23 protein-coding genes are annotated in these 24508 nt (G+C 71.5%); 9 read left to right on the top strand and 14 right to left on the bottom strand.

What is annotated here, in order from left to right; translation table 11 throughout:
- Nucleotides 1–28: 28 nt before the first annotated feature.
- Nucleotides 29–2602, bottom strand: coding sequence for a D-alanyl-D-alanine carboxypeptidase (locus ACFYX4_RS10890; protein WP_389329337.1), 2574 nt, complete (start codon nucleotides 2600–2602; stop codon nucleotides 29–31).
- A gap of 236 nt (nucleotides 2603–2838) precedes the next feature.
- Here ACFYX4_RS10890 and ACFYX4_RS10885 point away from each other — a divergent pair, with 236 nt between their 5' ends.
- The 3 genes from ACFYX4_RS10885 to ACFYX4_RS10875 all read left to right on the top strand — a co-directional run bounded on the left by ACFYX4_RS10885 (nucleotide 2839) and on the right by ACFYX4_RS10875 (nucleotide 5218).
- Nucleotides 2839–3594 carry a GPP34 family phosphoprotein gene (locus ACFYX4_RS10885; RefSeq protein ID WP_389329334.1) on the top strand — a complete coding sequence of 252 codons (756 nt, stop codon included), beginning with the start codon at nucleotides 2839–2841 and terminating at the stop codon, nucleotides 3592–3594.
- A gap of 359 nt (nucleotides 3595–3953) precedes the next feature.
- A complete protein-coding gene (locus ACFYX4_RS10880; protein ID WP_389329331.1) occupies nucleotides 3954–4811 on the top strand; it encodes a helix-turn-helix domain-containing protein in 858 nt (285 codons plus the stop codon).
- A 215-nt stretch (nucleotides 4812–5026) separates the two neighbouring features.
- Complete coding sequence (locus ACFYX4_RS10875; RefSeq protein WP_389329327.1) at nucleotides 5027–5218, top strand: DUF397 domain-containing protein; 192 nt, start codon at nucleotides 5027–5029, stop codon at nucleotides 5216–5218.
- Between the two features lie 151 nt (nucleotides 5219–5369).
- Here the strand turns inward: ACFYX4_RS10875 and ACFYX4_RS10870 are convergent, their stop codons facing one another.
- Complete coding sequence (locus tag ACFYX4_RS10870) at nucleotides 5370–5873, bottom strand: glutathione peroxidase (RefSeq protein WP_389329324.1); 504 nt, start codon at nucleotides 5871–5873, stop codon at nucleotides 5370–5372.
- A 514-nt stretch (nucleotides 5874–6387) separates the two neighbouring features.
- Entirely contained in the window at nucleotides 6388–7362 is a 975-nt protein-coding gene (locus ACFYX4_RS10865; RefSeq protein WP_389329321.1) for an ArsR family transcriptional regulator, read from the bottom strand.
- A 278-nt stretch (nucleotides 7363–7640) separates the two neighbouring features.
- Here ACFYX4_RS10865 and ACFYX4_RS10860 point away from each other — a divergent pair, with 278 nt between their 5' ends.
- The 3 genes from ACFYX4_RS10860 to ACFYX4_RS10850 all read left to right on the top strand — a co-directional run bounded on the left by ACFYX4_RS10860 (nucleotide 7641) and on the right by ACFYX4_RS10850 (nucleotide 10988).
- Nucleotides 7641–8861 carry an MFS transporter gene (locus ACFYX4_RS10860; protein ID WP_389329318.1) on the top strand — a complete coding sequence of 407 codons (1221 nt, stop codon included), beginning with the start codon at nucleotides 7641–7643 and terminating at the stop codon, nucleotides 8859–8861.
- Nucleotides 8858–9628 carry a rhomboid family intramembrane serine protease gene (locus ACFYX4_RS10855; protein WP_389329315.1) on the top strand — a complete coding sequence of 257 codons (771 nt, stop codon included), beginning with the start codon at nucleotides 8858–8860 and terminating at the stop codon, nucleotides 9626–9628. The genes ACFYX4_RS10860 and ACFYX4_RS10855 overlap by 4 nt, the downstream gene beginning before the upstream one ends.
- Before the next feature lie 250 nt (nucleotides 9629–9878).
- Nucleotides 9879–10988, top strand: a complete 1110-nt coding sequence (locus tag ACFYX4_RS10850) for a M20/M25/M40 family metallo-hydrolase (protein ID WP_389330233.1) — start codon at nucleotides 9879–9881, stop codon at nucleotides 10986–10988.
- A gap of 48 nt (nucleotides 10989–11036) precedes the next feature.
- On the opposite strand, the gene ACFYX4_RS10845 is transcribed toward ACFYX4_RS10850, so the two are convergent.
- Entirely contained in the window at nucleotides 11037–11735 is a 699-nt protein-coding gene (locus ACFYX4_RS10845) for a nucleotidyl transferase AbiEii/AbiGii toxin family protein (RefSeq protein ID WP_389329312.1), read from the bottom strand.
- Between the two features lie 233 nt (nucleotides 11736–11968).
- Between ACFYX4_RS10845 and ACFYX4_RS10840 the strand changes: the two genes are divergently transcribed.
- On the top strand, nucleotides 11969–12292 hold the full coding sequence (locus ACFYX4_RS10840; protein WP_389329309.1) for a barstar family protein: 324 nt from the start codon (nucleotides 11969–11971) through the stop codon (nucleotides 12290–12292).
- 120 nt (nucleotides 12293–12412) lie between these two features.
- On the opposite strand, the gene ACFYX4_RS10835 is transcribed toward ACFYX4_RS10840, so the two are convergent.
- The 10 genes from ACFYX4_RS10835 to ACFYX4_RS10790 all read right to left on the bottom strand — a co-directional run bounded on the left by ACFYX4_RS10835 (nucleotide 12413) and on the right by ACFYX4_RS10790 (nucleotide 21617).
- Nucleotides 12413–13087: a CoA transferase subunit B gene (locus ACFYX4_RS10835; protein ID WP_389329306.1), complete on the bottom strand. Its 675-nt coding sequence runs from the start codon at nucleotides 13085–13087 to the stop codon at nucleotides 12413–12415.
- Entirely contained in the window at nucleotides 13084–13839 is a 756-nt protein-coding gene (locus ACFYX4_RS10830; protein ID WP_389329303.1) for a CoA transferase subunit A, read from the bottom strand. Before ACFYX4_RS10830 ends, ACFYX4_RS10835 begins: the two co-directional genes overlap by 4 nt.
- Before the next feature lie 11 nt (nucleotides 13840–13850).
- Nucleotides 13851–14621 (bottom strand): SDR family NAD(P)-dependent oxidoreductase, encoded by a 771-nt coding sequence (locus ACFYX4_RS10825; protein WP_389329300.1) that lies wholly within the window; start codon nucleotides 14619–14621, stop codon nucleotides 13851–13853.
- Nucleotides 14618–15370, bottom strand: coding sequence for an SDR family NAD(P)-dependent oxidoreductase (locus ACFYX4_RS10820; protein ID WP_389329297.1), 753 nt, complete (start codon nucleotides 15368–15370; stop codon nucleotides 14618–14620). The genes ACFYX4_RS10825 and ACFYX4_RS10820 overlap by 4 nt, the downstream gene beginning before the upstream one ends.
- Entirely contained in the window at nucleotides 15367–16344 is a 978-nt protein-coding gene (locus ACFYX4_RS10815; RefSeq protein ID WP_389329294.1) for a fumarylacetoacetate hydrolase family protein, read from the bottom strand. Before ACFYX4_RS10815 ends, ACFYX4_RS10820 begins: the two co-directional genes overlap by 4 nt.
- Before the next feature lie 116 nt (nucleotides 16345–16460).
- Nucleotides 16461–17399, bottom strand: coding sequence for a VOC family protein (locus tag ACFYX4_RS10810; RefSeq protein WP_389329291.1), 939 nt, complete (start codon nucleotides 17397–17399; stop codon nucleotides 16461–16463).
- 24 nt (nucleotides 17400–17423) lie between these two features.
- Nucleotides 17424–18500 (bottom strand): amidohydrolase family protein, encoded by a 1077-nt coding sequence (locus ACFYX4_RS10805; RefSeq protein ID WP_389329288.1) that lies wholly within the window; start codon nucleotides 18498–18500, stop codon nucleotides 17424–17426.
- The gene (locus ACFYX4_RS10800; protein WP_389329285.1) at nucleotides 18497–19627 is read right to left on the bottom strand and encodes an FAD-dependent oxidoreductase; all 1131 of its coding nucleotides are present in this window, start codon (nucleotides 19625–19627) and stop codon (nucleotides 18497–18499) included. Before ACFYX4_RS10800 ends, ACFYX4_RS10805 begins: the two co-directional genes overlap by 4 nt.
- Nucleotides 19628–19650: 23 nt before the next feature.
- Nucleotides 19651–20622, bottom strand: a complete 972-nt coding sequence (locus ACFYX4_RS10795; RefSeq protein WP_389329282.1) for a cyclase family protein — start codon at nucleotides 20620–20622, stop codon at nucleotides 19651–19653.
- Nucleotides 20619–21617 (bottom strand): fumarylacetoacetate hydrolase family protein, encoded by a 999-nt coding sequence (locus tag ACFYX4_RS10790; protein WP_389329279.1) that lies wholly within the window; start codon nucleotides 21615–21617, stop codon nucleotides 20619–20621. The genes ACFYX4_RS10795 and ACFYX4_RS10790 overlap by 4 nt, the downstream gene beginning before the upstream one ends.
- A 136-nt stretch (nucleotides 21618–21753) precedes the next feature.
- Here ACFYX4_RS10790 and ACFYX4_RS10785 point away from each other — a divergent pair, with 136 nt between their 5' ends.
- Both ACFYX4_RS10785 and ACFYX4_RS10780 read left to right on the top strand, forming a co-directional pair.
- Nucleotides 21754–22695 carry a LysR family transcriptional regulator gene (locus tag ACFYX4_RS10785; protein ID WP_389329276.1) on the top strand — a complete coding sequence of 314 codons (942 nt, stop codon included), beginning with the start codon at nucleotides 21754–21756 and terminating at the stop codon, nucleotides 22693–22695.
- A gap of 299 nt (nucleotides 22696–22994) precedes the next feature.
- Nucleotides 22995–24278 carry an MFS transporter gene (locus ACFYX4_RS10780; RefSeq protein WP_389329273.1) on the top strand — a complete coding sequence of 428 codons (1284 nt, stop codon included), beginning with the start codon at nucleotides 22995–22997 and terminating at the stop codon, nucleotides 24276–24278.
- Nucleotides 24279–24508: the final 230 nt, after the last annotated feature.

The raw sequence follows: 24508 nt of genomic DNA, 5'->3' as shown, positions 1-24508 counted from the left end.
GCGAGAAGGGACGCGAGCGGTGTGCGGCTCAGCCGATGCGGGTCAGCTTGTCCGAGAAGCCCGGCTCGGTCAGCTCCGACTGGAGGGCGACGGGCACCTTGACCACGCCGCCGGAGCCGTCGCCGACGGTGAGCGAGCCCACCTGGGTGCCGGCCTTCGCCGTGTGCGGGACCTCGCCGGCGGTGAACGACAGCTTCACCGACAGCCCGGCCCAGCCGACCGCCGTGACGTCCTGGGTGAGGACGACCGGGGTGCGGCCGCCGAGCTTGTCGTCCACGTACCCGACGACCTCGCCCTTCTTCAGGATCTTCGCCGAGGTCAACGCGTCCTCGGCGGCCTCCAGCGCCGTCCTGCTGACGGTGTTGACCGTCTCGAGGATCTTCGGCTTGTGCTGTCCGAGGATCGCGCCGACGACCGTGACCGACTTGCCGCCGACCTTCTTGCGGGCCGCGAAGAGGAGGTTGCCGCCGGCCGCGGTGGTGGAGCCGGTCTTGATGCCGATCGCGCCCATGAGGAAGGGGAGCGTGTTGTAGTTCGAGAAGTAACGCCCGGAGGGGTCCGTCCAGCTGGCCGCGCTGGTGATCGCGACGAGAGCGGGGATCTTCACGACCGCGTTGCCCAGCTTCACCTGGTCCTCGGCCGTGGAGACGGTGGTCTCCTTCAGCCCGGAGGCGTCGGTGTACGTCGTGTTCGTCATCCCGAGCTCCTTGGCGGCCGCGTTCATCTTCTCGATGAAGGCGGCCTCGGTGCCCCCGTCCCAGCGGGCCAGCAGCCGGGCGATGTTGTTCGCCGACGGGATCATGACCGCCGACAGGGCCTGCTGGAGCGTGAGCTTGTCGCCGGCCTTGACGCTGTCGAGGGTGGACTCGCCGGCCTGGTTGTAGCCGCCCTCCTTCTCGGCGGTGGCGTCCACGGTGATGCTCGGGCCGTCCTCACCCGTCTTCAGCGGGTGCGACTTGAGGACTACGTACGCCGTCATCGTCTTGGCCACCGAGCCGATGGCGACGGGCGTCTGCTTGCCGAAGCTGCCCATCGTGCCGACGCCGTCGACGTCCATCCAGCCCTGGCCCTCGCCCGGCCAGGGCAGCGCGAGCTTGCCGCCCTCGAAGGTGTACGAGTCCTTCGCGGTGAGCGCCAGCGAGGGCGCCGGCAGCGGGCGAACGGCCTGTGCGATCGCGAACACGACCACCAGCAACAGGACCAGCGGCGTCCAGATCTTGACCCGGCGGCCCAGCGTGCGCAGCGGAGTCGGCGGGGGCGGCGGGGTGTTGGTCAGCTCGGCCAGCAGGTCCAGCGGCGGCTTCGGCGGCAGCGGCTGCTGGGTGGTGCGCTCGGGGCCGATCTGCGGCACGACGGCGGTGGCGTCGGCGGCGGGCCTGACCGGTTCGGCGGCGGGCTTCGCCGGCTCGGCGGGATCGGCGGTCGGCTTGGCGACCGGTTCGGCCTTGGGCGCCGCCGGTTCGGCCTTGGGCGCGACCGGTTCGGCCTTGGGCTCGGCCGGCTTCGCAGGCGGCGGCTTGCGGGTGGAGGGGTCGTCGAGGGGCTTGAGCGCGACGAACTTGCTGGTCCGCTCGGCCTCGGCCGGGGGCTTGGACCCGGCCTCGGTCTCGCTCTTCGCCGTCTCGGACTTCGGCTCGCCGTCCTTCTCGGAGCCCCCGTCCGGCGTGGACTTGGCCGACTTGGTCGACTTGGCCGCGGTGGCGGCGTCGCCCAGCTTCAGCATGGTGGTGGGCTGGTCGACGGCGGGCTTGGCGGACGGCATCTTGAAGACGGCGGTGGGCTGGTCGACGGGGCCGTCGGAGTCGCCGGCCGAGTCCTTGCCGTCCTCGTCGGCGTCGGTGTCGGCGTCGGCCTTCGCGCCGGTCTTGCCGGTTTCGTCAGCCTTGTCGGACGTGTCGTCCTCGGGCTCGTCGTCCTCGGCCGGCTCGTCCTCGGCTTTCGCGTCGGCGGTCGCCGCCCACTTGGGCGCGGCCTTGGGCGAGGTCTTGGGCGAGGTCTTGGAGGCAGCCTCGGCGGCGGGCTTCGCCTCGGGCTCGCCCTTCTCGGCCCGGGGCTCGTCGTCGGTCTCCTCGGACCCCTCGGCCTCCGCAGCCTTCTCGGAGTCCTTCTCGGGGGTCTCCTCGTCCGCCGAGGCCACCCACTGGGCCACGGCGGCCCGAAGCCGCTCGTCACCGCTCTCCGGCGCGTCGGAGGCGTCCGAGGCGTCGGAGTCGCTCCCGGAGCCCTTCTCGGAGCCCTCGGCCGCCTCTGAGGCGTCCTCAGTGCCCTCCGCGGCCCCCTCGGCCTCGTCCCGCTCCTCGGCAGCGTCCGCGCCGCCCTCGACGGTCTCGTCGTCCTGCCGGTCCTGCTCGCCCTGCTCGTCGTCGTCGGTCTTCAGCTCGCGGACGGAGAACACCCGGGTCGCCGTGTCGACGCCCCCGCGCGCCGAACCTGAGGACGCCGAGGACGCCGAGGACGCCGAGGACGACGCCCCCGACCCCTCGTCGTCCCGTGCTGCCGCGATCCTCGGATCCCGTGCTTCGGGAACCGCACCCGCGCTCCCCGACGTCGGTTCTGCCGACGACTCGCGCTGCTTCGACTTGTCGGGGGACTCGCCCGCCACCGATGCCTCCTCTTGTGCCGCACGCCCACCGCGCGCCTGCCGGACCGTGAACCGCCGCCCGGGACAGCGTCGTACGCGCTGTCCGAACCATCTACCAGTGTCCTGTGTAGAGGCCTTGGCTCCTCCGGTAGACGAGAACGACATACCTACTGGTTCCACTACGAACCGGTCACGCACTCTCGACAGATGAATGTGAGAGGGGTCACCCTGTCATTCATCCACGCGGGGAGGCATGGATGGGCAGGAGCCGCAGAACAATTCCGGAAGAGCTTTTGTTGCTGGCGCTGGACCCGACCACGGGTACCACCGCACAGCCGCAGTCGCTCGACCTCGGTCTGGCCGGAGCACAGCTAGTGGAGCTGGCGCTGGCCGGACGGATAGCCCCAGACGGGGATCGTATCGCCGTGGTGTCCCCACGGCCGACTGGAGATCCGACTCTGGACTGCGCGTTGGAGTTGCTGCGAAGGCGTGGCGCTCCCGTACGGGCCGTCCACTGGATCGGCGGACCCCGGCTGGGACTCCGTCAGACCTACCTCTCGCATCTGGAGCGGTGCGGCATGGTGCATGCCGTGGCGGGCCAGATGTGCGGAGTGCTGCCGACGACTCGCTACCAGGCGAGTCAGACCGAGATCAGCCGGGAGATCCGAGCCCGGCTGGACTCCGCGATCCGCACCGGCGTGCCGCCGGACCCGCGGACCGCGGCGCTCGCCGCGCTGGCGCACGCGGTCGGCCTCGGCAAGCACCTGTACCCGGGCAACGAGGGACGCTCGTCCCGCTCCCGGCTGCGGGACCTGATCAGGCACGACCCGATGGGCGGCCTCGTGGCGCACGCCGTGATGGATGTTCAGAACGGTGCGGCGGCGCAACCGCGCCGTAACCCCGCCCAGGCCGGCCGCCCGGCCGGACCGGGAGCGAGGTCGGCCCCGGAACCCGCCCGTGGCGTTCCGGCGCAACCGCGCCGCGGTCCCATGGCACGCGTCGTGGCCCACTGACACACCCCGTACGACCCGTAGTACCCGTACGTCCCGTAGGGGCCTGTGCGACCCCTAGGGACCCGTACGACCCGTAAGACCCGTAAGACCCGTTCGGGAGCCGCCGCGGCCCGCGCGGGGCAGTGACGCCGTACGCCCCTCGTACCCCCGAGGGCGTCGTCCGGTGTCGCCGCCCCGCGCGGACGCATGTCCGGAGGCGGGCGGGCCGGGGCCGAAGTCCCGTGCGGAAACGCCTGGCTGACGTGTACCGGCCGCATATCCACCGTTTTCCAGCGGTAGAAAGCACCTTGGTGGCAGTCTGCTCAACAGCAGATACGCAAAGTGTCAGATACAGGCATGCAGCCGGAGGTGCACGTCCCGTGGCGTCGAATGTCAATCCCACCGTCCGGCGGCGCCGGTTGGGCCAGGAGCTGCGCAAACTCCGCGAGGACAAGGGCATGACGGCCGAACAGGTCGCCGACCGCCTGCTCGTGTCCCAGTCGAAGATCAGCCGCCTGGAGAACGGTCGACGCAGCATCAGCCAGCGCGACGTCCGCGATCTGTGCGGGGTGTACGAGGTCGAGGACCAGCGGATCGTCGAGTCGCTGATGCAGATGGCCAAGGACTCCCGCCAGCAGGGCTGGTGGCACGCCTTCGGGGATGTCCCCTACAGCGTCTACATCGGCCTGGAGACGGACGCGGCGAGCCTGCGCGTGTACGACCCGCAGGTGGTGCCCGGCCTGTTGCAGACCCGGCAGTACGCCGAGACGCTGATCGCCGGGGCGCTGCCGGAGACCGTGCCGGCCGAGATCGAGAAACGCGTGCAGGTGCGGGTGCGGCGGCAGGAACGAATCAGCGCCGAGGAGAACCCGCTGCGGCTGTGGACGGTGATGGACGAGGCGGCGCTGCGCCGGGTCGTGGGCAACAAGTCGCTGATGCGCGATCAGTTGGAGCACCTCGTCGAGCAGTCCCAACTGCCGCACGTCACCGTGCAGGTGATCCCCTTCGACATGGGCGCGCATCCCGGCCTCAACGGCCAGTACGCGATCCTGGAGTTCCCCGACGCGTCCGACTCCAGCGTCGTCTACATCGAGGGCGTCACCAGCGACCTGTACCTGGAGAAGCCGAACGACGTGCAGAAGTACAGCGTGATGTACGAGCACTTGAGGGCGCAGGCGCTGAACGTGGAGCATTCACGGCAGTTCATCGCGGACATCGCGAAGGAGTATGCGCGGTGAGGCGGGGCGGCACTTTATACCTCACCCGCCCGAGAGGGAAGACCCGCATGGAATATGCCACCTGGTCGAGTGAATAGTCGCTTCGTACGTCGATGTTGGCGAGTAGCGTCGATCACGCCATCGAGCAACACCGATGGCGGAAACCGTTCCTGGGCTCGAGTTCGTGCCCCGGGGGCGGTGACAGCAACTCATCACACTGGCAATCCGGAGCAAAAATGGCAATTCGTCAGGGTGCCACGGACACGTGGACCAAGTCCTCCTACTCCACCGGCAACGGCGCGTGCGTCGAGATCAAGTCGCCGGTCGTCGCGGCCATGGCCGTACGGGACTCCAAGGTCGAGAACGGGCCCGCGCTGGACTTCCCCGCCACCGCGTGGAACCTCTTCGTCGCCTCGGTCAAGGCGTAGTCCTCGGTCACGGCTCAGGGGGAGGACGTTTCTTCCGCTCCTCGCCCCGCGCCGCGACCGACATCTTCACAAGCAGGCACCACCGAAAGAGCCCTCTCGACGAGCTCGCCGTCCTTGCCGAGGGGGCTCGGCTTGTGCCCGAGTCCGACGGCTAACCCAACTGGCCCTCGACGGCGGCGACGATCTCCGCGGACTCCGGCTCGGTCTGCGGGGAGAAGCGGGCGACGACGGAGCCGTCCCGCCCGATGAGGAACTTCTCGAAGTTCCACCGGATGTCGCCGTCGTGGCCCTCGGCGTCCGCGAACCCGACGAGCCGCTCGTACAGGGCGTGCCGTCCGTCCCCGTTCACCTCGACCTTCTCGGTGAGCGGGAAGGTCACGCCGTACGTGGCGGAGCAGAACTCGGCGATCTCCTCGGCGGTCCCCGGCTCCTGCCCGAGGAACTGGTTGCAGGGCACCCCGAGCACGGTGAAGCCCTTCCCGGCGTACCGCTCCTGGAGCCGCTCCAGTCCCGTGTACTGCGGGGTCAGCCCACACTTGGAAGCCACGTTCACCACCAGCACGACCTGCCCCGCATACCGCGAAAGCTCAGCGGAGCCCCCATTGAGGGCACCGATCTCAACACCAAGGGGAGCCGCAACAGCATCACTAGTCATCCCAAGATGCTAGCCCCGCCCCACCCCCTCCCCTGGCTACCACCACCGCTCCCCCCCCACATCCCGCCGCACCGCCACCCCACGTGCCCGCCGACGCGGCGATCCCGCGGTCCCGCTGTGATCCCTGACTACGGACCCGCCACCCCCGCCAAACCACGCCCTGCCGTGTGGTGAGGCCGCGGGCCCGCCATGTGGTCAAGCCGCGAGCCCGCCATCCCGTCAAACCGCGCGCGGCCACTCGTGCCGTTAAGCCGCAGGCCCGCCATCCCGTCAGACGGCGCGCCTGCCCATCGCGCAGGCGAGCCGCGGCCCCGCTATCCCGTCAATCCGACAATCCGCGGGCAATCGTGCCGCTGGGGCGGCACGGGTGGGCGCGGCGGCACCCCGTAAGCGCCGGGCTGCGCGACCCACCCCGAGCCCCAGCCAACCGGCACGACTCACCCCGAGCCAAAGACCAACCCGCACAACTCACCCCGAGCCAAAGACCAACCCGCACAACTCACCCCGAGCCGAATCACCCCGCCGCCCCCACCACCGCATCCCCCACCCCCGTCCGCGAATACAACACAGACCGCCCCACCCTCCGCCGCTCCACCACCCCCGCCTCCAACAACACCCGCAGATGCCGCCCCACCGACCCCAGCCCCTGCCCGGTCAGGGCGACCAGCTGGGTCGTGCTCAGCGGACCCTCACCCAGCAGCACCAGAACCGTCGCCCGCCCCACCCCCAGCAGCGCGCCCAGCGCGGCCGGCACGGCCCGCCGCCCCTGCTCCCCGGCTAGCGCACCCACGCAGGGATACACCACGGCATACCGCCCCCACCCTTCCTCCTCCTCCCAGGACACCCACCCCGCCCGCGGAGTGACCGGCACGAACATCAGCTCCGCCCCGGAGATCTCCCGAGGCGGATACTCATGCGCGTTCACCTGCAACCGGCTCTCCCCGAGCCACCGCGTCCCCGGCCGCAACGAGTCGAGAACGGCCGCCCACCCACCCCGACTGACCTGCGCCGTCCGCACCGCGACATCCGCTTCGAGCACCCTGCGCCGCCGCTCCCAGTACGGCCGTACGCCCGCCTCCCACACGTACTCCAGCAACTCGGCCGCCCGCTCGGGCAGATCGTCCCGCTCCAGGACGTCCGGCAGCGGCCCGGCGAGCGAGACCCGAAGATGCGCACGGGCCGCCGCCGCCCGCGCGCCCCGCACCCGCTCGACGCCCTCAGCGAAGCTCTCCCCGTCGCGGGGCGTGGGCGTGAGGAAGTCCGCGAGCCAGTACCGCCCGAGTCCGGCGCGCACCAGCCGCGCGGTGACCGGATCGGCGGCGAGCCGTGCCCGGTAGCCGGGCAGGTGCGCCCGCAGCCACGCCGTCTCACCGGGATGCGCGCCCACCCCCGAGTGCAGCAGCTTCAGACTCGCGAAGGTCTCCGCGAGCGGCGAGATCACGAACCGGCTCCCGGCCAGAGTGTCGGCATTCACCTGCCACCAGCCCACACCACCCACCCCCTCCCTGACCCAAGACCGCCGCCCCTGCCCAAGACCGCCCTGCCCACGACCGCCCCTGCCCAGCCCACGCGAAGATTCCCCCGCCCACCCGAAGCCCACGCCCCCGAAGAATCCCCCGCCCACCCGAAGCCCGCGCCCCCGAAGAAACCCCCGCCCACCCGAAGAAGCGCACCCCCACCCGAAGAAACCCCCGCCCCCCGCCGGAGGCTTTCGCACTCGCGCGAAACAATAACCACCACCCCCCACCCCACCCGAGACTCCGGCGCATGACCGCCTACCGACGTCTCCTCCGCACCCCCGAGTTCACCCCCCTCCTCCTCTCCTCCGCCGCCCATACCGCCGCCCAGACGATCGCCGGCCTGGCCCTCGGCACCCTCGTCCACCGGGCCACCGGCTCCCCGTTGCTCTCGGCGGTCAGCATGTTCGGCCCGTCCCTCGCCCAGGTCGTCGGCGCGAGCGTCCTCCTCTCCGGGGCCGACCGCCTCCCCCCGAGACGAGCCCTGGCCGGCCTGTCCCTCGCCTTCGCCGCCACCACGGCCGTCCTCGCCGCCCCCGCCCTGCCGATCGCCGCCGTCTTCGTCGTCGTCCTCGCCCAGGGCCTGGTCGCGGCGCTCGGCGGCGGGGTTCGCTGGGGCCTGCTGAACGAGATCACCCCCAAGGACGGCTACCTCCCCGCCCGTTCCGTCTTCAACATGATGAACGGGCTCCTCCAGATCACCGGGTACGCGACCGGCGGCGTCCTCGTCACCGTCCTGTCCCCGCACCGCGTCCTCCTCCTCGCCGCCGTCCTCCACACGACCGCCGCGCTCACCGCCCGCGCCGGACTGACCGCCCGCGCACCCCGTGCCACCGGCCGACCCTCGGCCGCGGCGACCCGCCGCACCAACGCCGTGCTGTGGTCCTCCCGCCCCCGCCGCCTGCTCTACCTGGGCCTGTGGCTGCCCAACGGCCTGATCGTCGGCTGCGAGGCCCTCTTCGTGTCGTACGACCCCGCCGGCGCCGGAGCCCTGTTCGCCTGCGCGGCGCTGGGCATGCTGGCCGGCGACCTCGCCGTCGGCCGCCTCCTCCCGCCCGCGCTGCGCGCCCGCCTCGCCACCCCACTCCTCCTGCTCCTCGCCGCCCCGTACGCCGTCTTCGCCCTCCGCCCGCCGCTGCCCGTCGCCGCGCTCGCCGCCGCCGTGGCCTCGGTCGGCTTCGGCGCGAGCCTCGTCCAGCAGGAACGACTGATGGCCCTCACCCCGCCCGAACTCGCCGGGCACGCGCTCGGCCTGCACTCCGCCGGGATGCTCACCGCGCAGGGCGTGAGCGCGGTCCTGGCGGGCACGGCGGCCCAACTCACCTCTCCCGCAACGGCGATGACGACGATGGCGCTCGCGTCGGCCGCGGTGACCCTGACACTGGCGCGGGCGGGATCCCCACGCGCCGCCGCACTCCGTAGAGTGCGAGGCGAGGGGGACGGGGTCCACCAGGGAGGGGAAGCAGGATGAGCAAGTCGGACGGTTCGCTGGCCAGTCCCGAACGGATGATCGCGGAGGCGCGGAAGGCGTTCTTCACGATGTTCGGTTTCCTGGCGCTCATTTGGCTGGTGCAACTGGCCAACTCCGCCCAGGACTACGGGCTCGCCCGCGACTACGGCGTGACGTCCGGCGACATCGGGACGCTGCCGCACATGCTGTCCGCGCCGTTCCTGCACTGGAGTTGGGCCCACATCGAGTCCAACTCCGGCCCGCTGTTCGTCTTCGGCTTCCTCGCCGCCTACCGCGGGGTCACCCGCTTCCTCGGGCTGAGCCTGCTGGTCGCGCTGACCAGCGGCACGGCGGTCTGGCTCCTGGAGCAGGGCGACGCGGTGACGGTCGGAGCCAGCGGCCTGGTCTACGGCTACTTCGCCTACGTCGTCGTCCGCGGCCTCTTCGACCGGCACCTGATCGACACCCTGATCGGTCTCGTCATGGCCGCGTCATTCGCCTATATCCTCACCACGGCCGTCCCCGGCACCCCCGGGATCAGCTGGCTGGGCCACCTGGGCGGCCTCGTCGGCGGCCTCGCGGGAGCCTGGATCTTCCGCTCCCGCACCCCCCGGCCCACGACCGCGCCGTCCTCCACCGCACCCCTGGGCCCCGCCGCCCCTCCCGCGTCCCCCGCATCCCTCGACGCGCGCCGCCCCGCCACCGGGAAGGGCCGCGCCCTCCCGCCCGCCGCCGACCACCCCCGCGCGGCCCTCCACAAGGAACTGGACGACCTCGGTCTGCTCTGACGTAGGCATTTGGTCGCTGCCGCCGGCATGTCCTGCGCCCGCCCGGCGTCGTTGACGCGACGGCGGCGCTCCCGGACGAACGGGAGCCCCCGCGGCGGAAGGAGGCGACGACGTCATGCCACGACGGGAAGCCGAGAACGAGAAGAAACGAGAAGAGGCGCGAGAAGGGGCGCGAGAAGAGGCGCGAGGAGAGGCGAGAGAAGGGGCGAGCCCGGTGAGCCGGGGCCGCCCAGCGCTCGCGCTGCCGGCGATGCTGGCCGATCTGGAGGAGCTCGTACGGTGCGAGTCCTTCTCGGCGGACCACGCGGCGGTGGCGCGCAGCGCCGAGGTGGTCGCAGCCCTCGGCACCCGGCTGCTGGAAGCAGCGCCGGAGACGATCGTGATCGACGGGGTGACCCACCTGAGGTGGACGTTCGGACGGCCGCGCGTCCTGCTGCTGGGCCACCACGACACGGTGTGGCCCCTCGGCTCGCTCCGCTCCCACCCCTGGTCGGTCGAGAACGGCGTCGCCCGCGGTCCGGGCGTCCTGGACATGAAGGCCGGCCTGGTGCAGCTGTTCCACGCGCTGGCGTCCCTGCCGTCCCGGTCCGGTGTGTGCGTGCTGGTCACCGGGGACGAGGAGGTGGGCTCCCCGACCTCCCGCCGGCTGGTCGAGGAGGCCGCGCGCCGCTGTGCGGCCGCCTTCGTGCTGGAGGCGTCGGCCGACGCGAGGGGCGCGGTCAAGATCGCCCGCAAGGGCACGTCACGGTACGAGGTCGTGGTGCACGGCCGGGCCGCGCACGCGGGCGGGGAGCCGCACAAGGGGATCAACGCGTCCGTCGAGGCGGCCCACCAGGTGCTGGCCGTCGCCGGGATCGCGGCCACGATGGCCGACGCCGACGCGCCCGACCCCGTCCTGGGCGCGGCGACCGTCACGCCGACCCTGCTGACCTCGGGCAGCACGCGCAACACGGTGCCCGCGCGGGCGAGCCTGTGGATCGACGCGCGCGTGCCGACGGCGGCGGCGCAACGCCGTGTCGACGAGCTCGTACGCGGCCTCACCCCCGTCACGCCGGGCGCGCGCCTGGAGATCCTGGGCGGCGCCCAACGCCCCCCGATGCAGCCGGACGCCTCGGCCGACCTGTTCGCCCTCGCCGCCCGCGTCGCCGAGGACCTGGGCCAGCACCCCCTGCGCGGAGCGCCCGCCGGAGGAGCCTCCGACGGCAACTACACCGCGGCGACGGGCTGCCCCACCCTGGACGGCCTGGGCGCAGTGGGCACGGGCGCCCACGCGGACACCGAACACGTCGACATCACCCAGCTGATCCCCCGAACCCGCCTACTGGCAGAACTGACCACCAGAACCCTCAACTCCCCCTGACACAAAGCCCGCAACCCACGCCGCGATCACCTGACCGGCGAACGGAACTCACTCTTCTTCCGCGTCCTCCGCGTCCTCCTCCTCGGGAGGCGACGACTCGAGCAGCCGCTCGCCGATGTCATCCGCCCACTCCTGCGCCCACAGGCGGAGCGCGGCGACGGCGTTCCCGTCCAGGCCGTAGGAGGCGAACTCGACGTCGTCGATCATCTCCGCGCCGGTCAGACGGGCCTGGAGATCGGTGAGGTCGAGGGTGTCACGGGCATGGCGGCGGCCCAGTTCCTCCAGCTCCGGGTGGCTCCAGCGCTCCGCGGCGGCGTGGACGTCGATGAGATCGCGGGCGAGTCCGCGGTCGGCCAGCGCCCGCACCTTCGTGCCGACGACGTCGTCGAGGGAGAGGGTGAGCCCCAGCTCCGTACGGACCGGTGGCCGCCAGAGCACCTCCTTGAGGACGTCGACCTGGCACTCCTCACCGGTGACGGGCTCGGCGACGACCAGCCGCGCGGACAGCGGATCCGCCTCCGGCGCTCCGGGCACGAGCCACCCGCGCTCCTCCAGCCCGGCGCGGATCGCGACGGCGATGTCCTCCATCCCGGCCGGATTCTCGGTCGCGACGGCCACATGCCGACCGGCCCGCTCCACAAGCCCATGCGCCTGAATGGCGTACCCACCGGTCACCGCGAGCGGATAGGCGGCGCCCACATCGAGGAGATCGGCCAGGAGACGCCGATGCAGTTCCGTCAGCTTCACGCGGCAAGTGTGACTCATCGTCACCTCGCGTACGATTCCCGCGATGCTGTTCCTGGACACGGCAGCCCACCGAACGGAACCCGCCCGAACGGGCCGACGCCAGACGGCCGCCGCGGCCACCGCGGTACGGCTCTGCGCAATGGGGAAACGATCAGCGACTCAATCCACCTGATCCACCTGATCCACCCGATCCACCTGGCCACCACCCCCTTGATGAAAGACTCCCGACTGCCATGACGGACGAAACAGACGAAGCAGAGCCGACGCTCCCCGACCCCCTGGTCATCGACCTGACCGAGGTACGGAGCGCAGAAGAACTCCAACGGCTGCTCCAGCAGGAGCTGTTGTTCCCCGACTTCTACGGCCGCAACTGGAACGCCTTCTGGGACGCGATCACAGGCCTGGTCGAACTGCCCTACGACCTCACCTTCACCGGCTGGCCCACCTTCTCAACAGCACTCCCGCCGGAGGCCCGACAACTACGCCGACTCCTCGACGACTACCTCAGCGAGTACGGCAAGTACGCCAAGTCCCAGCGCGTGATCCGCTACGAGTAGCGACTGGCTGGCCGACCTCGACACCCTGCTGACGCGCTACGAGGACGCCTTGCGGGAGCACAACATCTCGCGGCCGTACTTCCTGCCCGAACCTGCGAGCGGGGTTGTGGACGACCGCGTTCAGCAGGCAGCGGTGACGGCGTCGGTCCGCAGGGGCGCGGCCGTCTTCGCGGTGATCTCGTCGAGGGTGATGCCGGGTGCGGTCTCGACGACGGTGAGGCCGTCGGGTGTGATGTCGAGGACGCCGAGGTCGGTGATGACGCGGTGGACGCACCCTTCGCCGGTGAGCGGCAGGGTGCACTCGGTCAGGATCTTCGGGCTGCCGTCCTTGGCGGTGTGCTCCATCAGGACGATGACCCGGCGGGCGCCGTGGACCAGGTCCATCGCCCCGCCCATGCCCTTGACCATCTTTCCGGGGATCACCCAGTTGGCCAGGTCACCGCGTTCCGACACCTGCATGGCGCCCAGCACCGCGGTGTCGATGTGACCGCCGCGGATCATGCCGAAGGACAGGGCCGAGTCGAAGAAGGAGGCCCCCGGCAGGACGGTGACGGTCTCCTTGCCCGCGTTGATGAGATCCGGGTCGACCTCGTCGGCGGTCGGATAACGGCCGGTGCCGAGGATGCCGTTCTCGGAGTGCAGCACCACCTGCACGCCGGGCGGGAGGTGGCCGGGGACGAGTGTGGGCAGGCCGATGCCGAGGTTGACGTAGGAGCCGTCGGTGAGGTCAGCGGCGGCGCGGGCGGCCATCTGGTCGCGGGTCCAGCCCCGGGGCGTGTCCATCGTCGCGCTCATGCTCGTACCGTCCTCTTCTCGATCTGCTTGTCAGCGGCCTGAGCGGGGGTGAGCTCCACGATCCGCTGGACGAAGACGCCGGGCAGGTGGACGGCGTCGGGGCTCAGCTCGCCCGGTTCCACGAGCTCTTCGACCTCGGCGATCGTGATCCGGCCGGCCATCGCCGCGAGCGGGTTGAAGTTGGCCGCGGCGCGGCGGAAGACCAGGTTGCCGTGCCGGTCCCCCCGCCAGGCCCGGATGAGGGCGAAGTCGGTGGTGATGGCGTGCTCCAGGACGTGCGGCCGGCCGTGGAAGTCGCGGGTCTCCTTGGGCGGGGAGGCCACGGCGACCGAGCCGTCCGCCGCGTACCTCCACGGCAGACCGCCGTTGGCGACCTGGGTGCCCACACCGGCCGGGGTGTAGAACGCGGGGATGCCCGCGCCGCCGGCGCGCAGCCGTTCGGCCAGTGTGCCCTGCGGCACCAGTTCCACCTCCAGCTCGCCCGACAGGTACTGGTGGGCGAACTCCTTGTTCTCGCCGACGTAACTGCCCGTCACGCGGGCGATCCGGCCGGCGGCGAGCAGCACGCCCAGCCCGCGGCCGTCCACGCCGCAGTTGTTCGACACGACCCGCAGGCCGGTGGCGCCCTGCTCGTGCAGGGCCCGGATCACCACGTCGGGGACGCCGCTGAGGCCGAAGCCGCCGACGGCCAGTGACGCGCCGTCGGGAATGTCGGCGACCGCCTCGTCGGCGTCCACGCTGACCTTGTTCACTGAGCGACCTTTCAGCCGGGGAGTACGGACGACCAGCCGCCGTCGACGACGAGGTTGGCGCCGGTGATGTACGAGGCCTCGTCGGAGGCGAGGAAGACGGCGGCGTTCACGACCTCGTCGGGGAGGCCGACGCGGCCGAGGGAGATGTGGCGGGCGATGGTGCGCATGGGGTGGTCGGCGGCGAGCAGGTCACCGCGCGAGCCCTCGGTGTCGACCATCCCGGGGCTGACGCAGTTGGCCCGGATGCCGTGCGGGGCGCCTTCGGCGGCGAGTTGGCGGGTCAGGGCGATCACGGCGCCCTTGGAGGCGGAGTGCGCCGTGCGCCGGTTGGTCAGCGAGCCGGTCAGTCCGGCCGTCGAGCCGACGGTGAGGACGCAGCCGCAGCTGCGCACCAGGTGCGGCCAGGCGACGTGCGCGGCCAGCCACACCGAGTCCAGCTCCGCGCGCAGGGTGAAGGTGAAGTCCTCGTACGGCTGGGTGTCCACGGCTCCGAAACGGACGGCGCCGGCGTTGGCGTAGAGGATGTCGATCCCGCCGAAGGCGTCCACGGCCTCCTGCACCCACGCGCGGACGGAGGCCTCGTCCGTGACGTCCAGCGGGCCGGGAGTCAGGGCCGTGCCGCCCGCCTCCCCCACGAGCCGCTGGGTCTCCAGCGCCGCCTCGTGCAGCAGGTCTCCGCCGACGACGATCGCGCCCTCGGCCGCGAAGCGCAGCGCCGCCGCCCGGCCCTGGCCACGGGCGGTGCCCGAGATCAGGGCCACCTTGCCTTCGAGGCGTCTCATGACGCCTCCGGGCGCAACGCGTCGGCGATGGACTTCACGCCGCCGTGCGCGGTGAGTCCGCCGTCGACCGGGATCTCGGCGCCGGTGATGAAGGAGGACTCGTCGGACAGGAGGAAGATTACGAGCGGGGCGACCTCGTCGACCGTGCCGGTGCGGCCGAGAGGGGTCTCGCGGATGTTCGCCTCGCGGAATGCGGGCGCGGCGGAGGCGGTCATCTCGGTCTCGATGAAGCCGGGGTGGATCGTGTTGACGCGGATGCCGCGCGGGCCGAGCTCCGTGGCCGCGGTCTTCGACAGGCCGCGCAGCGCCCATTTGCTGGTCGTGTAGGCGACCGGGTAGTGGCCGCTGAGCGCGGCGGTGGAGCCGACGTTGACGATGGACGAGCCGGGCGGCATCAGCGGCGTCAGGTGCTGGATGGCAAGGAGCGGGCCGGTGACGTTGACGGCGTGGACGCGGGCGAAGTCGTCGGGGGTCACTTCGTCGAGGCGGGCACGCCAGGTGATGCCCGCGTTGTTGACCAGGCCGTGCACCTGGCCGTACGACTCCCGCAGTTCGGCGGCCAGCTTCGCCCAGTGCTCCTCGTCGGTGACGTCGAGGCGGCGGCAGCCGGGGGCCTCGGTCACGTCGGTGGCGATGACGCGGGCGCCCTCGCGGGTCAGGGCCTCGGCCTCGGCGGCGCCCTGGCCGCGCGCGGCGCCGGTGACGACGACGACCTTGCCGAGGAGCCTCTTGGAGTGCGGGTCGTTCACGGCCGCTCCCGGGTGCGGCGGCGGGCGGTCGGCAGCGGCTGCGGATCCCTGCCCGCGACCACGGTGTTGGAGACGGTGCCGATCCCCTCCACGGTGAGGGTGACGGTGTCTCCCGGCTTCAGTGGGGGCGGGGACTGCTCGCCCCGGACGCCCCACAGCTCGGCGAGGCAGCCGCCGTTGCCGCAGGTGCCGGAGCCGAGCACGTCGCCGGGGCGGACGACGGTGCCCCGCGAGGCGTAGGCGACCATCTCCTCGAAGGTCCAGCTCATGTTGGACAACAGGTCTTTGCCGACGACCTCGCCGTTCACCGAGGCGGTCAGTGCCAGGCGCAGAAAGCCGTCGGTGTCGTGGTACGGCTCCAGCTCGTCGGCGGTGACCAGGTACGGGCCGAGGGTGGCGGCGGTGTCCTTGCCCTTGCACGGGCCGAGGCGGACCTGCATCTCGCGGGACTGGAGGTCGCGGGCCGACCAGTCGTTGAAGACCGTGTAGCCGATGATGTGGTCCCGTGCCTGGTCGGGAGTCAGGTCGCGCCCCTCCCTGCCGATGACCGCGGCGACCTCCAGCTCGAAGTCGAGGACCTCGCTGCCCGGCGGCACCGGGACGTCGTCGTGGGCGCCGATGACGGCGTACGGGTTGGTGAAGTAGAACGTCGGGGCGTCGTACCAGGCTTCGGGCACCCCGCCGACGCCGGCCCCGTCGACGGATCGCCGTACCCCTTCGACGTGCTCCTCGAAGGTGACGAAGTCCCGCACGGTGGGCGGCTGGAGCGGTGGCAGCAACCGCACCTCGGACACGTGGGGGCCCGGCGGGACGTCGAGCGTGGCGGCCCCGGCGCGCAGGAGCGCGTCGAGTCCGTCGCCGCGGCTGATCAGCTCCGTGAGCGAGCGCGCCCCGGGAACCGGGTGGAGGGTGCCGTCCTCCTCCACGACGGCGACCCGGCGCTGGTGTCGGTGTTCATAGGTGGCGAAACGCATGCACGGCTCCAGGATCCGGCGGTCATCGACAGCAGTGGAAGCCGGGGACGCGGCAAGGGCGTCAGGGCGGTGACAGGGCCACCGCGTCCCCGGGGTTCTGGACACGACCCAGGGGGTCAGACCGGCGGGGCGATGAACACACCGCGGTCGACGTCGTTGAACGACTCCTTGGCGATCAGCTCGTTCATGGGGTTGGCGGTGCCCCACTGGTCGGTGACCTCGGGCTGGGAGAAGTCGTAGACGTGGGGGTGCCAGGTGTCCTCGTCCAGCAGCTCCAACTCCGTCGTGTACTCGACGGTGTTGCCGTGCGGGTCCAGGAAGTACGTGAACGTGTTGTCGCCCGCCAGGTGCCGGCCCGGACCCCAGACCTTCTTGAAGCCGGCGCGGATCACGCGGCCGGAGCCGCGCATGTACTCGTCCAGGCCGCGCATCTCGAAGGAGACGTGGTGCAGGGAGGTGTGCGGGCCCTTGGCGATGGCCATGGAGTGGTGCTGGTCGGAGATCCGCATGAAGTGCATGACGTCACCGACGTGCGGCGAGCTGAGCGTGTCGGAGTGGCGGAAGCCGAGGTGGGTCTCGTACCACTCACGGGTCCTGTCCAGGTCCGGCGAGTTCAGCACGACGTGCGACAGCTTGACCGGGATCGACTCCTTCTCCTCGATCTTGCGGTGCTGCCGTACGTCCACATCGGCGGACACTTCGATGGTGCGGCCGTCGACGTCGAAGAAGCGGAAGCCGTAGCCGCCACCGGGTGTGTCGATCTTGCCCGGCTGGGAGATCAACCGCACGTCGCCCGCGAGGAGTTGTTCGGCGAGGGTGTCCACGTCCGCCGCGCTCGCGGCGCCGTACGAGACGAGGTCGAGGCGCTTCTCCTCGGCCTTGCGCAGCCGCACCACGTACTGCTCGGGGCTGCCCTCGGCGGCGAGGAAGGAGATGCCGGAGTCCTCGGCGACCTGGGTCAGGCCCCAGACGCCGGCGTAGAAGTCGAGCTGTTTGTCGTAGTCGGGCACAGCGAGGTCGACGTGCCGCAGATGGGTGAGCAGGCGTGCGCTCATGGTGGGTTTTCCTCCGGTGGGGGGTCAGGTGAGGCGCAGCAGCGTTGTCGCGTTGCCGCCGCGCACGGCGTGGAAGTCGTCGTCGGGCAGGCGTGCGGCACGCAGTGCGCCGACGGGGTCCTCGGTGCCCATGTCGAAGGGGAAGTCGGAGCCGAGCAGCACCCGGTCCGCGCCGGCCGCGCCGATCAGTGCCCGCAGTACCTGCGGGTCGTGGACCAGGGAGTCGAAGTACAGGCGCTTGAGGTAGCTGCTGGGCAGGTGGGCGCAGCCCGCGCCCGCGTCGGAGCGGGCCGACCAGGCGTGGTCGGAGCGGCCGATGTGGGTGGGCAGATAGCCGCCCCCGTGCGCGGCGACGACCTTCAGCTCCGGGTGCCGGTCCAGCACCCCGGAGAAGATCAGGTGCGAGAGCGCGACGGCGTTCTCGGTGGGCTGGCCGACGGTGTTGGACAGGTACCACTGGTCGAGGCGCTCGTCGAGCGTGCAGCCGAAGGGGTGCAGGAAGAGGATCGCGCCCGTCTCCTCGGCCCGGGTCCAGAACGGTTCGTATGCAGGGTCGGACAGTTCGCGGCCCGGCGCGTGCGAGGAGATCTCGACGCCCGACAGGCCCATGCCCATGGCGAGTTCGAGTGCGCGCACCGCCGATTCCGGGTGTTGCAGGGGGGCGAGGCCCAGACCGTGCAGCCTGCCGGGAGCCTGGGCGCAGTGGGCGGCCGTCGCCTCGGCGGCGAGGCGGTACACCTTCTCCGCCGTCTCCTCGTCCGCCCAGTAGTGGTAGTGCGAGGGCGACGGGCTGACCAGCTGGACGTCCACGCCCTGCGCGTCCATCGCCGCCAGTCGTACGGCGACGTCCGTCAGCCTCGGGATGCGTTCGGCGACCATGGGGCCGCTGACGGCCAGGGCCGCGGGCCCGTTGCGGCGGGCGTCGAGGGCCTTGGCCTTGGCCAGGCCCCGCAGGCCGGCCACCAGGGCCTCGACCTCGGGGATCAGCACGTGCGCGTGTACGTCGACAGTCGGGGACGTGCGCGCGTCCGTGCTCGACGAGGGGCGGGGACCGGGCTGGGGGCGGCTCCCGGCGGTGGCCGGGGGAGGGTGGGCCGTCACGGCAGTTCCTTGAGGGCGGTCATGGTGCGGCCGATCAGTCCGGGCACATCCGCGTCGTGCACCTGGTCCAGCTGCCACTGGCAGAGCTGGACGGACGCGTCGACGACGGTCCGGACGCGCGGGACGCGTCGGTCGTAGTACGCCTGGAAGAGGGCGTCGTCCCATGCGCGCCCGCTCGTGAGCAGTTCCGTCAGGACGGAGGCGTCCTCCAAGGACATCGCCGCGCCCTGGGCGAAGGTGGGCGGGCAGCAGTGAGCGGCGTCCCCGACGAGGACGACCCGGCCGCGGTGCCAGGAACCCTCGACCAGATGCCGGTCGAACCACGTGTAGTTGACCTTCGCCGGGTCCGTGATGTGCTTGGTGATCTCGGGCCAGGCACCGCCGTACTGCTCGGCCAGCCGGCGCATCTCGTCCGCGTAGGTGGCCGGGTCGATGGAGTTGCGGTCCCGGTTGGCCTCGACGACGTAGGCGTAGAGGGTGTTCTCGCCGGTGGGGGTGTAGCCCGCGATGTAGGCGGGGCCACCGAAGGTGAGGTCCGAGCGGGTGACGCTCTCGGGGCGCGGGGCGGGGGCGCGCCAGATGGCCATGCCGACGGGCTCGGGACGGTCGCTGATGCCGATCGCGGCGCGGGTCGTGGAGTTGACGCCGTCGGCGGCGATCACCAGGTCGTAGCGGCCCTCGGTGCCGTCGCTGAACCGGACGGAGACACCGTCGGCGTCCTGCTCCAGGGTCTCGGCGGTGGTGCCCAGGCGTACGGTGGCACCTGTCGCGCGGACGGCGTCGATGAGGATCTGCTGAAGTTGCGGCCGCCGCATGCCGAGGGTGGCGGGCAGGTCGTCACCGCCGGACTTGATGTCCTCCTTGACGAACAGCAGGGTGCCGTCGGGGGCGGTCACCCCCAGCGAGCCGTAGGCGAACCCCGATGCTTCCACCTGCTCCCACACGCCCAGCTCGCGCAGGACACGCAGGGCGTTGCCCTGGAGGGTGATGCCGGAGCCGGTGGTGGCGTTCCAGTCGGGTCTGGCCTCGATCAGGTCGACCAAGAGGCCGGCCCGGCGCAGCAGGATGGTGATGGCGTTGCCGGAGGCGCCGCCGCCTATGACGAGGACCGTGCGGGGTGTGGTCATGGGGAACTCCCTTGTTCCGCCGCTTACTTGACGGCGATCGGATTGACGGGGGAGCCCACGGCTCCGGTGATGGGCAGGGGTGCGGCGGTGAGCCAGAACTCGTACACGCCGTCGCGGGCGCAGTCGTCCGCGAGGGCGTCGGGGTCCCACATCTCGCCGATCAGCAGGCCCATGTTGGGGATGACGACCTGGTGCAGCGGCTGGAAGGCGCCGTCGAACTCGTTCGGCCGTACCTCGAAGCCCCAGGTGTCGGTGGCGATTGCGGCGATCTCGCTCGCGTGCAGCCAGCCTGCGGTGGTGAAGGACAGACCGGGCGAGTCGCCGCCCGCGTAGTCGCCCCAGCCCTCGCGGCGGGCGCGCGTCAGCCGCCCGGTCCGGACGACGACGATGTCCCCGCGGCCGACGGCCACGCCGTGCGCCTCGGCCGTCGCGCTCAGGTGTTCCTCGGTGATCGCGAAACCGTCCGGAAGTTCCCCGCGTTCGTCGCCGATCACCCGGCCGACGTCGAGGAGGACCGCGCGCCCGGCGACGTACGGGGCCATGTGCTCGATGCCGGTGACCAGATCGCCGTCCGAGGTGACGGTCTTCGCGGCGTCGCGTCCGTTCCACGCCTTGCCGTGGTCGAAGATGTGCCCGAGCCCGTCCCACTGGGTGGAGCACTGCAACGGCATCGCGATCACGTCGTCGGCGCCGCCGATGCCGTGCGGGAAGCCCTGGTTGCCCAGCGCCGCGTCCGTGCCCGTGTCCAGCATGGTGTGGACGGGGTTGGTGCGGCGGCGCCAGCCCTTCTGCGGGCCGTTCATGTCGAACCGCTGCGACAGCGAGAAACTCACGCCCCGGCGGACCAGTGCCGCACCCTCGCGGCGCTTGGCCTCGTCGAGGAAGTTCAGCGTGCCGAGCACGTCGTCCTCGCCCCAACGCCCCCAGTTGGAGTACCGCTTGGCGGCCTCGTTGATGGCGCCCTCGGTGTCCGTGGGGTCGAGCGGGGCCGTCATGACACGGTCCCCTCGGCGACGCAGCGGGTGCGCTGCGCGCCCAGACCCGTGATGGAGCCCTCCATGACGTCGCCGTCGCGCAGCAGCCGTCCCCAGTGCATCCCGTTGCCGGCCGGGCTGCCGGTGAGCACCAGGTCGCCGGGCAGGAGCCGGGCGGTCTGGGAGATGTACGACACCAGCCGGGCGATGCCGAAGAGCATGTCCTTGGTGGACTCGTCCTGCATGGTCTCGCCGTTGAGCTTCAGCGTGACGCGCAGGTCACCCGGGTCGGCGATCGACTCGGCGGGCACGATCCACGGGCCGAGCGGGGTGAAGCCGGGGGCGTTCTTGCAGCGCAGCCAGTCGGTGCCGATGGCCTTCATGTCGCGGCGGAAGACGGTGGCGCGGTCGGTGAGGTCGTTGGCGATGGTGTAGCCGGCCACGTACTCCAGGGCCTCCTCGACCGTCACCTGGTATGCGGGCCTGGCGATGACGGCCGCCAACTCCAGCTCCCAATCCGGCTGTTCGGCCCAGTCGGGGAGTACGGCGTCGTCGAAGGGGCCGGTGATCGCGCTCGGCAGGCCGATGAACACGTACGGCAGGTCCTCGGCCGCCCGCCGGTCCATGACCGCGGCGATCTCGGCGCGTGCCTCCTCGACCGTGCGGGGGTCGTCGGGGGAGCGGTGGGCGACCTCCAGGTCGATCACGTGCTGCCGGTAGTTGGCGCCGGACTGGAAGACCTGGCGGGGCTCGACCGGCGCGTGCGCCCGCAGGTGCTCCAACGGTCGCCAGTCGGCCGTCTCATCGGCCGCGAGTTCGTGCAGGCGAGGGAGCATCTCGTCCCAGCGGTCGAAGATCTCCCGGGCCGTCAGGGCCGGTTCTCCGAGGGCCTTACGAAGATCCAGCACGCGCCCCCCGGGGATCACGAGACCGGGGAAAGGCGCCTGGTCAGAGGCGGAGAGAACGCCAAGGGCGAAGGGTCCGGAGAAGGACGGGAAAACGGCTGCGGGTTTCACGGGTATGTCCTCCAGATTGCGGTGGCACCAATGTGGCCCTCACCCAGTAATCTGGGAAATCGATTCTTTAGATGTTGATCATCGGTGGTGCAAATGCCGCTGCCGCAAGCGGCCCCGCTCCCGCTCTGGAGGCGTCGTGTCCCTCTCCGGCCTCGATCTCAACCTCGTCCTGTCCCTGCGGGCCCTGCTGGAGGAACGCAACGTCACCCGCGCCGGGCAGCGCGTCGGGCTCAGCCAGCCGGCGATGAGCGCGGCCCTGGCCCGCCTGCGCCGCCACTTCGACGACGACCTGCTCGCGCGCGTCGGCAAACAATACGAACTGACCGCCCTCGGCCGCGCTCTGCTGGACCGCACATCGACCGCCTGCGACCTGCTGGAACGGGTCTTCAGCAGCAGGGCCGACTTCGCCCCGGGCAGCGAGGAGCACGAGTTCACCCTGCTCACCTCCGACTACGCCCTCGCCGTGTTCGGCGCCGAGCTCGCCCGGACCGTGCACGCCGAGGCCCCGGGGGTACGGCTGCGCTTCCAGCGGACGCCCATCGACGTCACGGAGGACACGGCACCGCTGCTCAGCACGGCCGACGCGCTGCTGATGCCGCGCGGCATCATCAGCGGTTTCCCCGCTGTCGACCTGTTCACCGACCGCTGGGCCTTCCTGGTGGCCGAGGCGAACGACGAGGTCGGCGACCAGCTGACCATGGAGAACCTGGCACGGCTGCCCTGGGTCATCTACCAGCGCGCCTACGACGCTCCGGCCGCCCGGCAGCTGAGCATGCTCGGCGTCGACCCCCACGTGGAGATCTCCGTCGACAGCTTCCAGGCGCTGCCCTTCCTGGTCGCCGGCACCCGCCGGATCGCTCTGGTACAGCAGCGCCTGGCCGAACTGCTGCGCGGCGTGGCCGCCGTACGCCTCATGGAACCCCCCTACGGGGCAGTCCCTCTCCAGGAGGCGCTGTGGTGGCACCCGGTGCACACCCACGACGCGGCCCACATCTGGCTGCGCGAGACCGCGGCCCGCGTGGGAGCGAAGCTGGCCGCTACCGAGCCCAGTCGTATCGCCACGGTCGCACAGAGATAGCGGGCCCGTGCTGGTGCCTGGCATCCAAGGCCCGGATGATCCACATCTTCGATATCGATCGGATGAGGGCTAGGCAGGGCCTGTCCGTTGGCCCATAGTCATCTCCACCCGGCGCCGGAGCCACCACACCGTCCCCCGCTGCCGGGACCGGGCGGGCGCCCGGCGCGCCTGCCCGCCGAGACGCCCGGCAGCCATCGGCTCCGGCTCCGAACCTGCCACGGATACCGGGCGGCCCGACGGCCCGACCATGACGGCCGCACCATCCCGTCCTCTCCCAACCCGCCACGTGGAGTTCCCGCATGCCTGCACCCGTGCCCCCGCTCCCGTCCCCGACGCCCACAGCCGTCGAGGACACCCCGACCGAGCAGGCCGTGTCCGGCGCCGGCCACCGGCTTCGCATCACGCTGCTGATGGCCGGCAGCTGTCTGCCCATCCTGGGCGCCGTACTCATCGCCCCCGTCCTACCGCAGATGCAGGCCCACTTCGCCGACGTGCCGGGCGTCGACGCGCTCGTCCCCATGGCCCTGACCATCCCCGCCCTCTCCCTGGCCCTGCTGGCCCCCTTCGCCGGCGTCATCGTCGACCGGCTCGGCCGCAAACGCCTGCTCGTCGTCTCGACCGTGCTGTACGCGATCCTCGGCACCGCCCCCCTGTGGCTGGACTCCCTCGGCGCCATCGTCGCCAGCCGCGCCCTCGTCGGTGTCACCGAAGCCGCCATCATGACCTGCAGCACCACGCTGATCGGCGACTACTACTCCGGCCGGCAACGCGACCGCTACCTCGCGATGCAGACGATGTGTGCCTCGATCTCCGCGACGGCCTTCTTCGTGCTCGGCGGCGCCGCCGGATCGGCCGGCTGGCGCGCACCGTTCTGGGCCTACGCTGTGAGCCTGCTGCTCGCCCCCGCCATGGCCGCCGTCCTGCCCCAGCCCCGACCGGCCGACCACGCAAACGAGCCCTCTCCCACCACCGGGGAACCGATGGCCAAGCGGCCCTTCCCCTGGCGTCCGCTGGCCCGCACGTGCGCGCTGACCCTCTTCGGCGCCGTCCTCTTCTACACCGTCCAGGTGGAGATGGCGTTCCTCCTGAACGACGTGGGCGTCAGCAACCCCGGCGTGATCGGACTGGCCACAGCCGGCTCCAGTGCCGCGGTCGTGGTCGGCGCCGTCGTCTTCGCCAAGACCGGCCGCAGCCCGCAAGCCTGGCTGCCCACCGCCTTCGGCCTGTCCGCCCTCGGCTTCGCGGTGATCTGGCTCGCCCCCAACCCCGTCGTACTGACCGCCGGCGCGGTGATCAACTGCCTCGGCAGCGGCATCATGCTGCCGAGCCTGCTCACCCTCGCCATGTCCAAGCTCGACTACGCCGACCGCGGCCGCGGCACCGGCCTGTGGACGGGCTTCTTCTTCCTCGGCCAGTTCATCTGCCCGCTCGTGGTCCTCGCGCTCACCTCCGCCGTCGGCACCCTGGCGAACGCCTTGGGCGTCCTCGCCCTCGCCGGGGCCGTGGCCACCGCCGCACTCGGCCTCGCCGCCCGGCGCCGGCGGACGGCCGCCCCGGAACCGATCCAGCAGACGGCGGGCTGACCACGCGGCGCCGATCCACCACGAGAACCGCACACTCGTCGAGATCGGCATCGCGGATTTCCCCGCGATGCCGATCGCCACGCGTTCCACTGGAAGAACGAAGTATGCCGACGCCGACCGTGATCGCCGCCACCCGTCGCAAGCCGGGTATGACGCACCAGGCGTTCCTGCACTGACTCCACTTCCGGGAGCAGTATGCGCTGCCCCTGTCGGTGTGCATGATCACGCCG

The sequence above is a fragment of the Streptomyces sp. NPDC002328 genome, assembly GCF_042890065.1.
Lineage (GTDB): Bacteria > Actinomycetota > Actinomycetes > Streptomycetales > Streptomycetaceae > Streptomyces.
The sequence above is the reverse complement of the archived record's forward strand: the minus strand, read 5'-3'. Positions and strand labels throughout refer to the sequence as shown.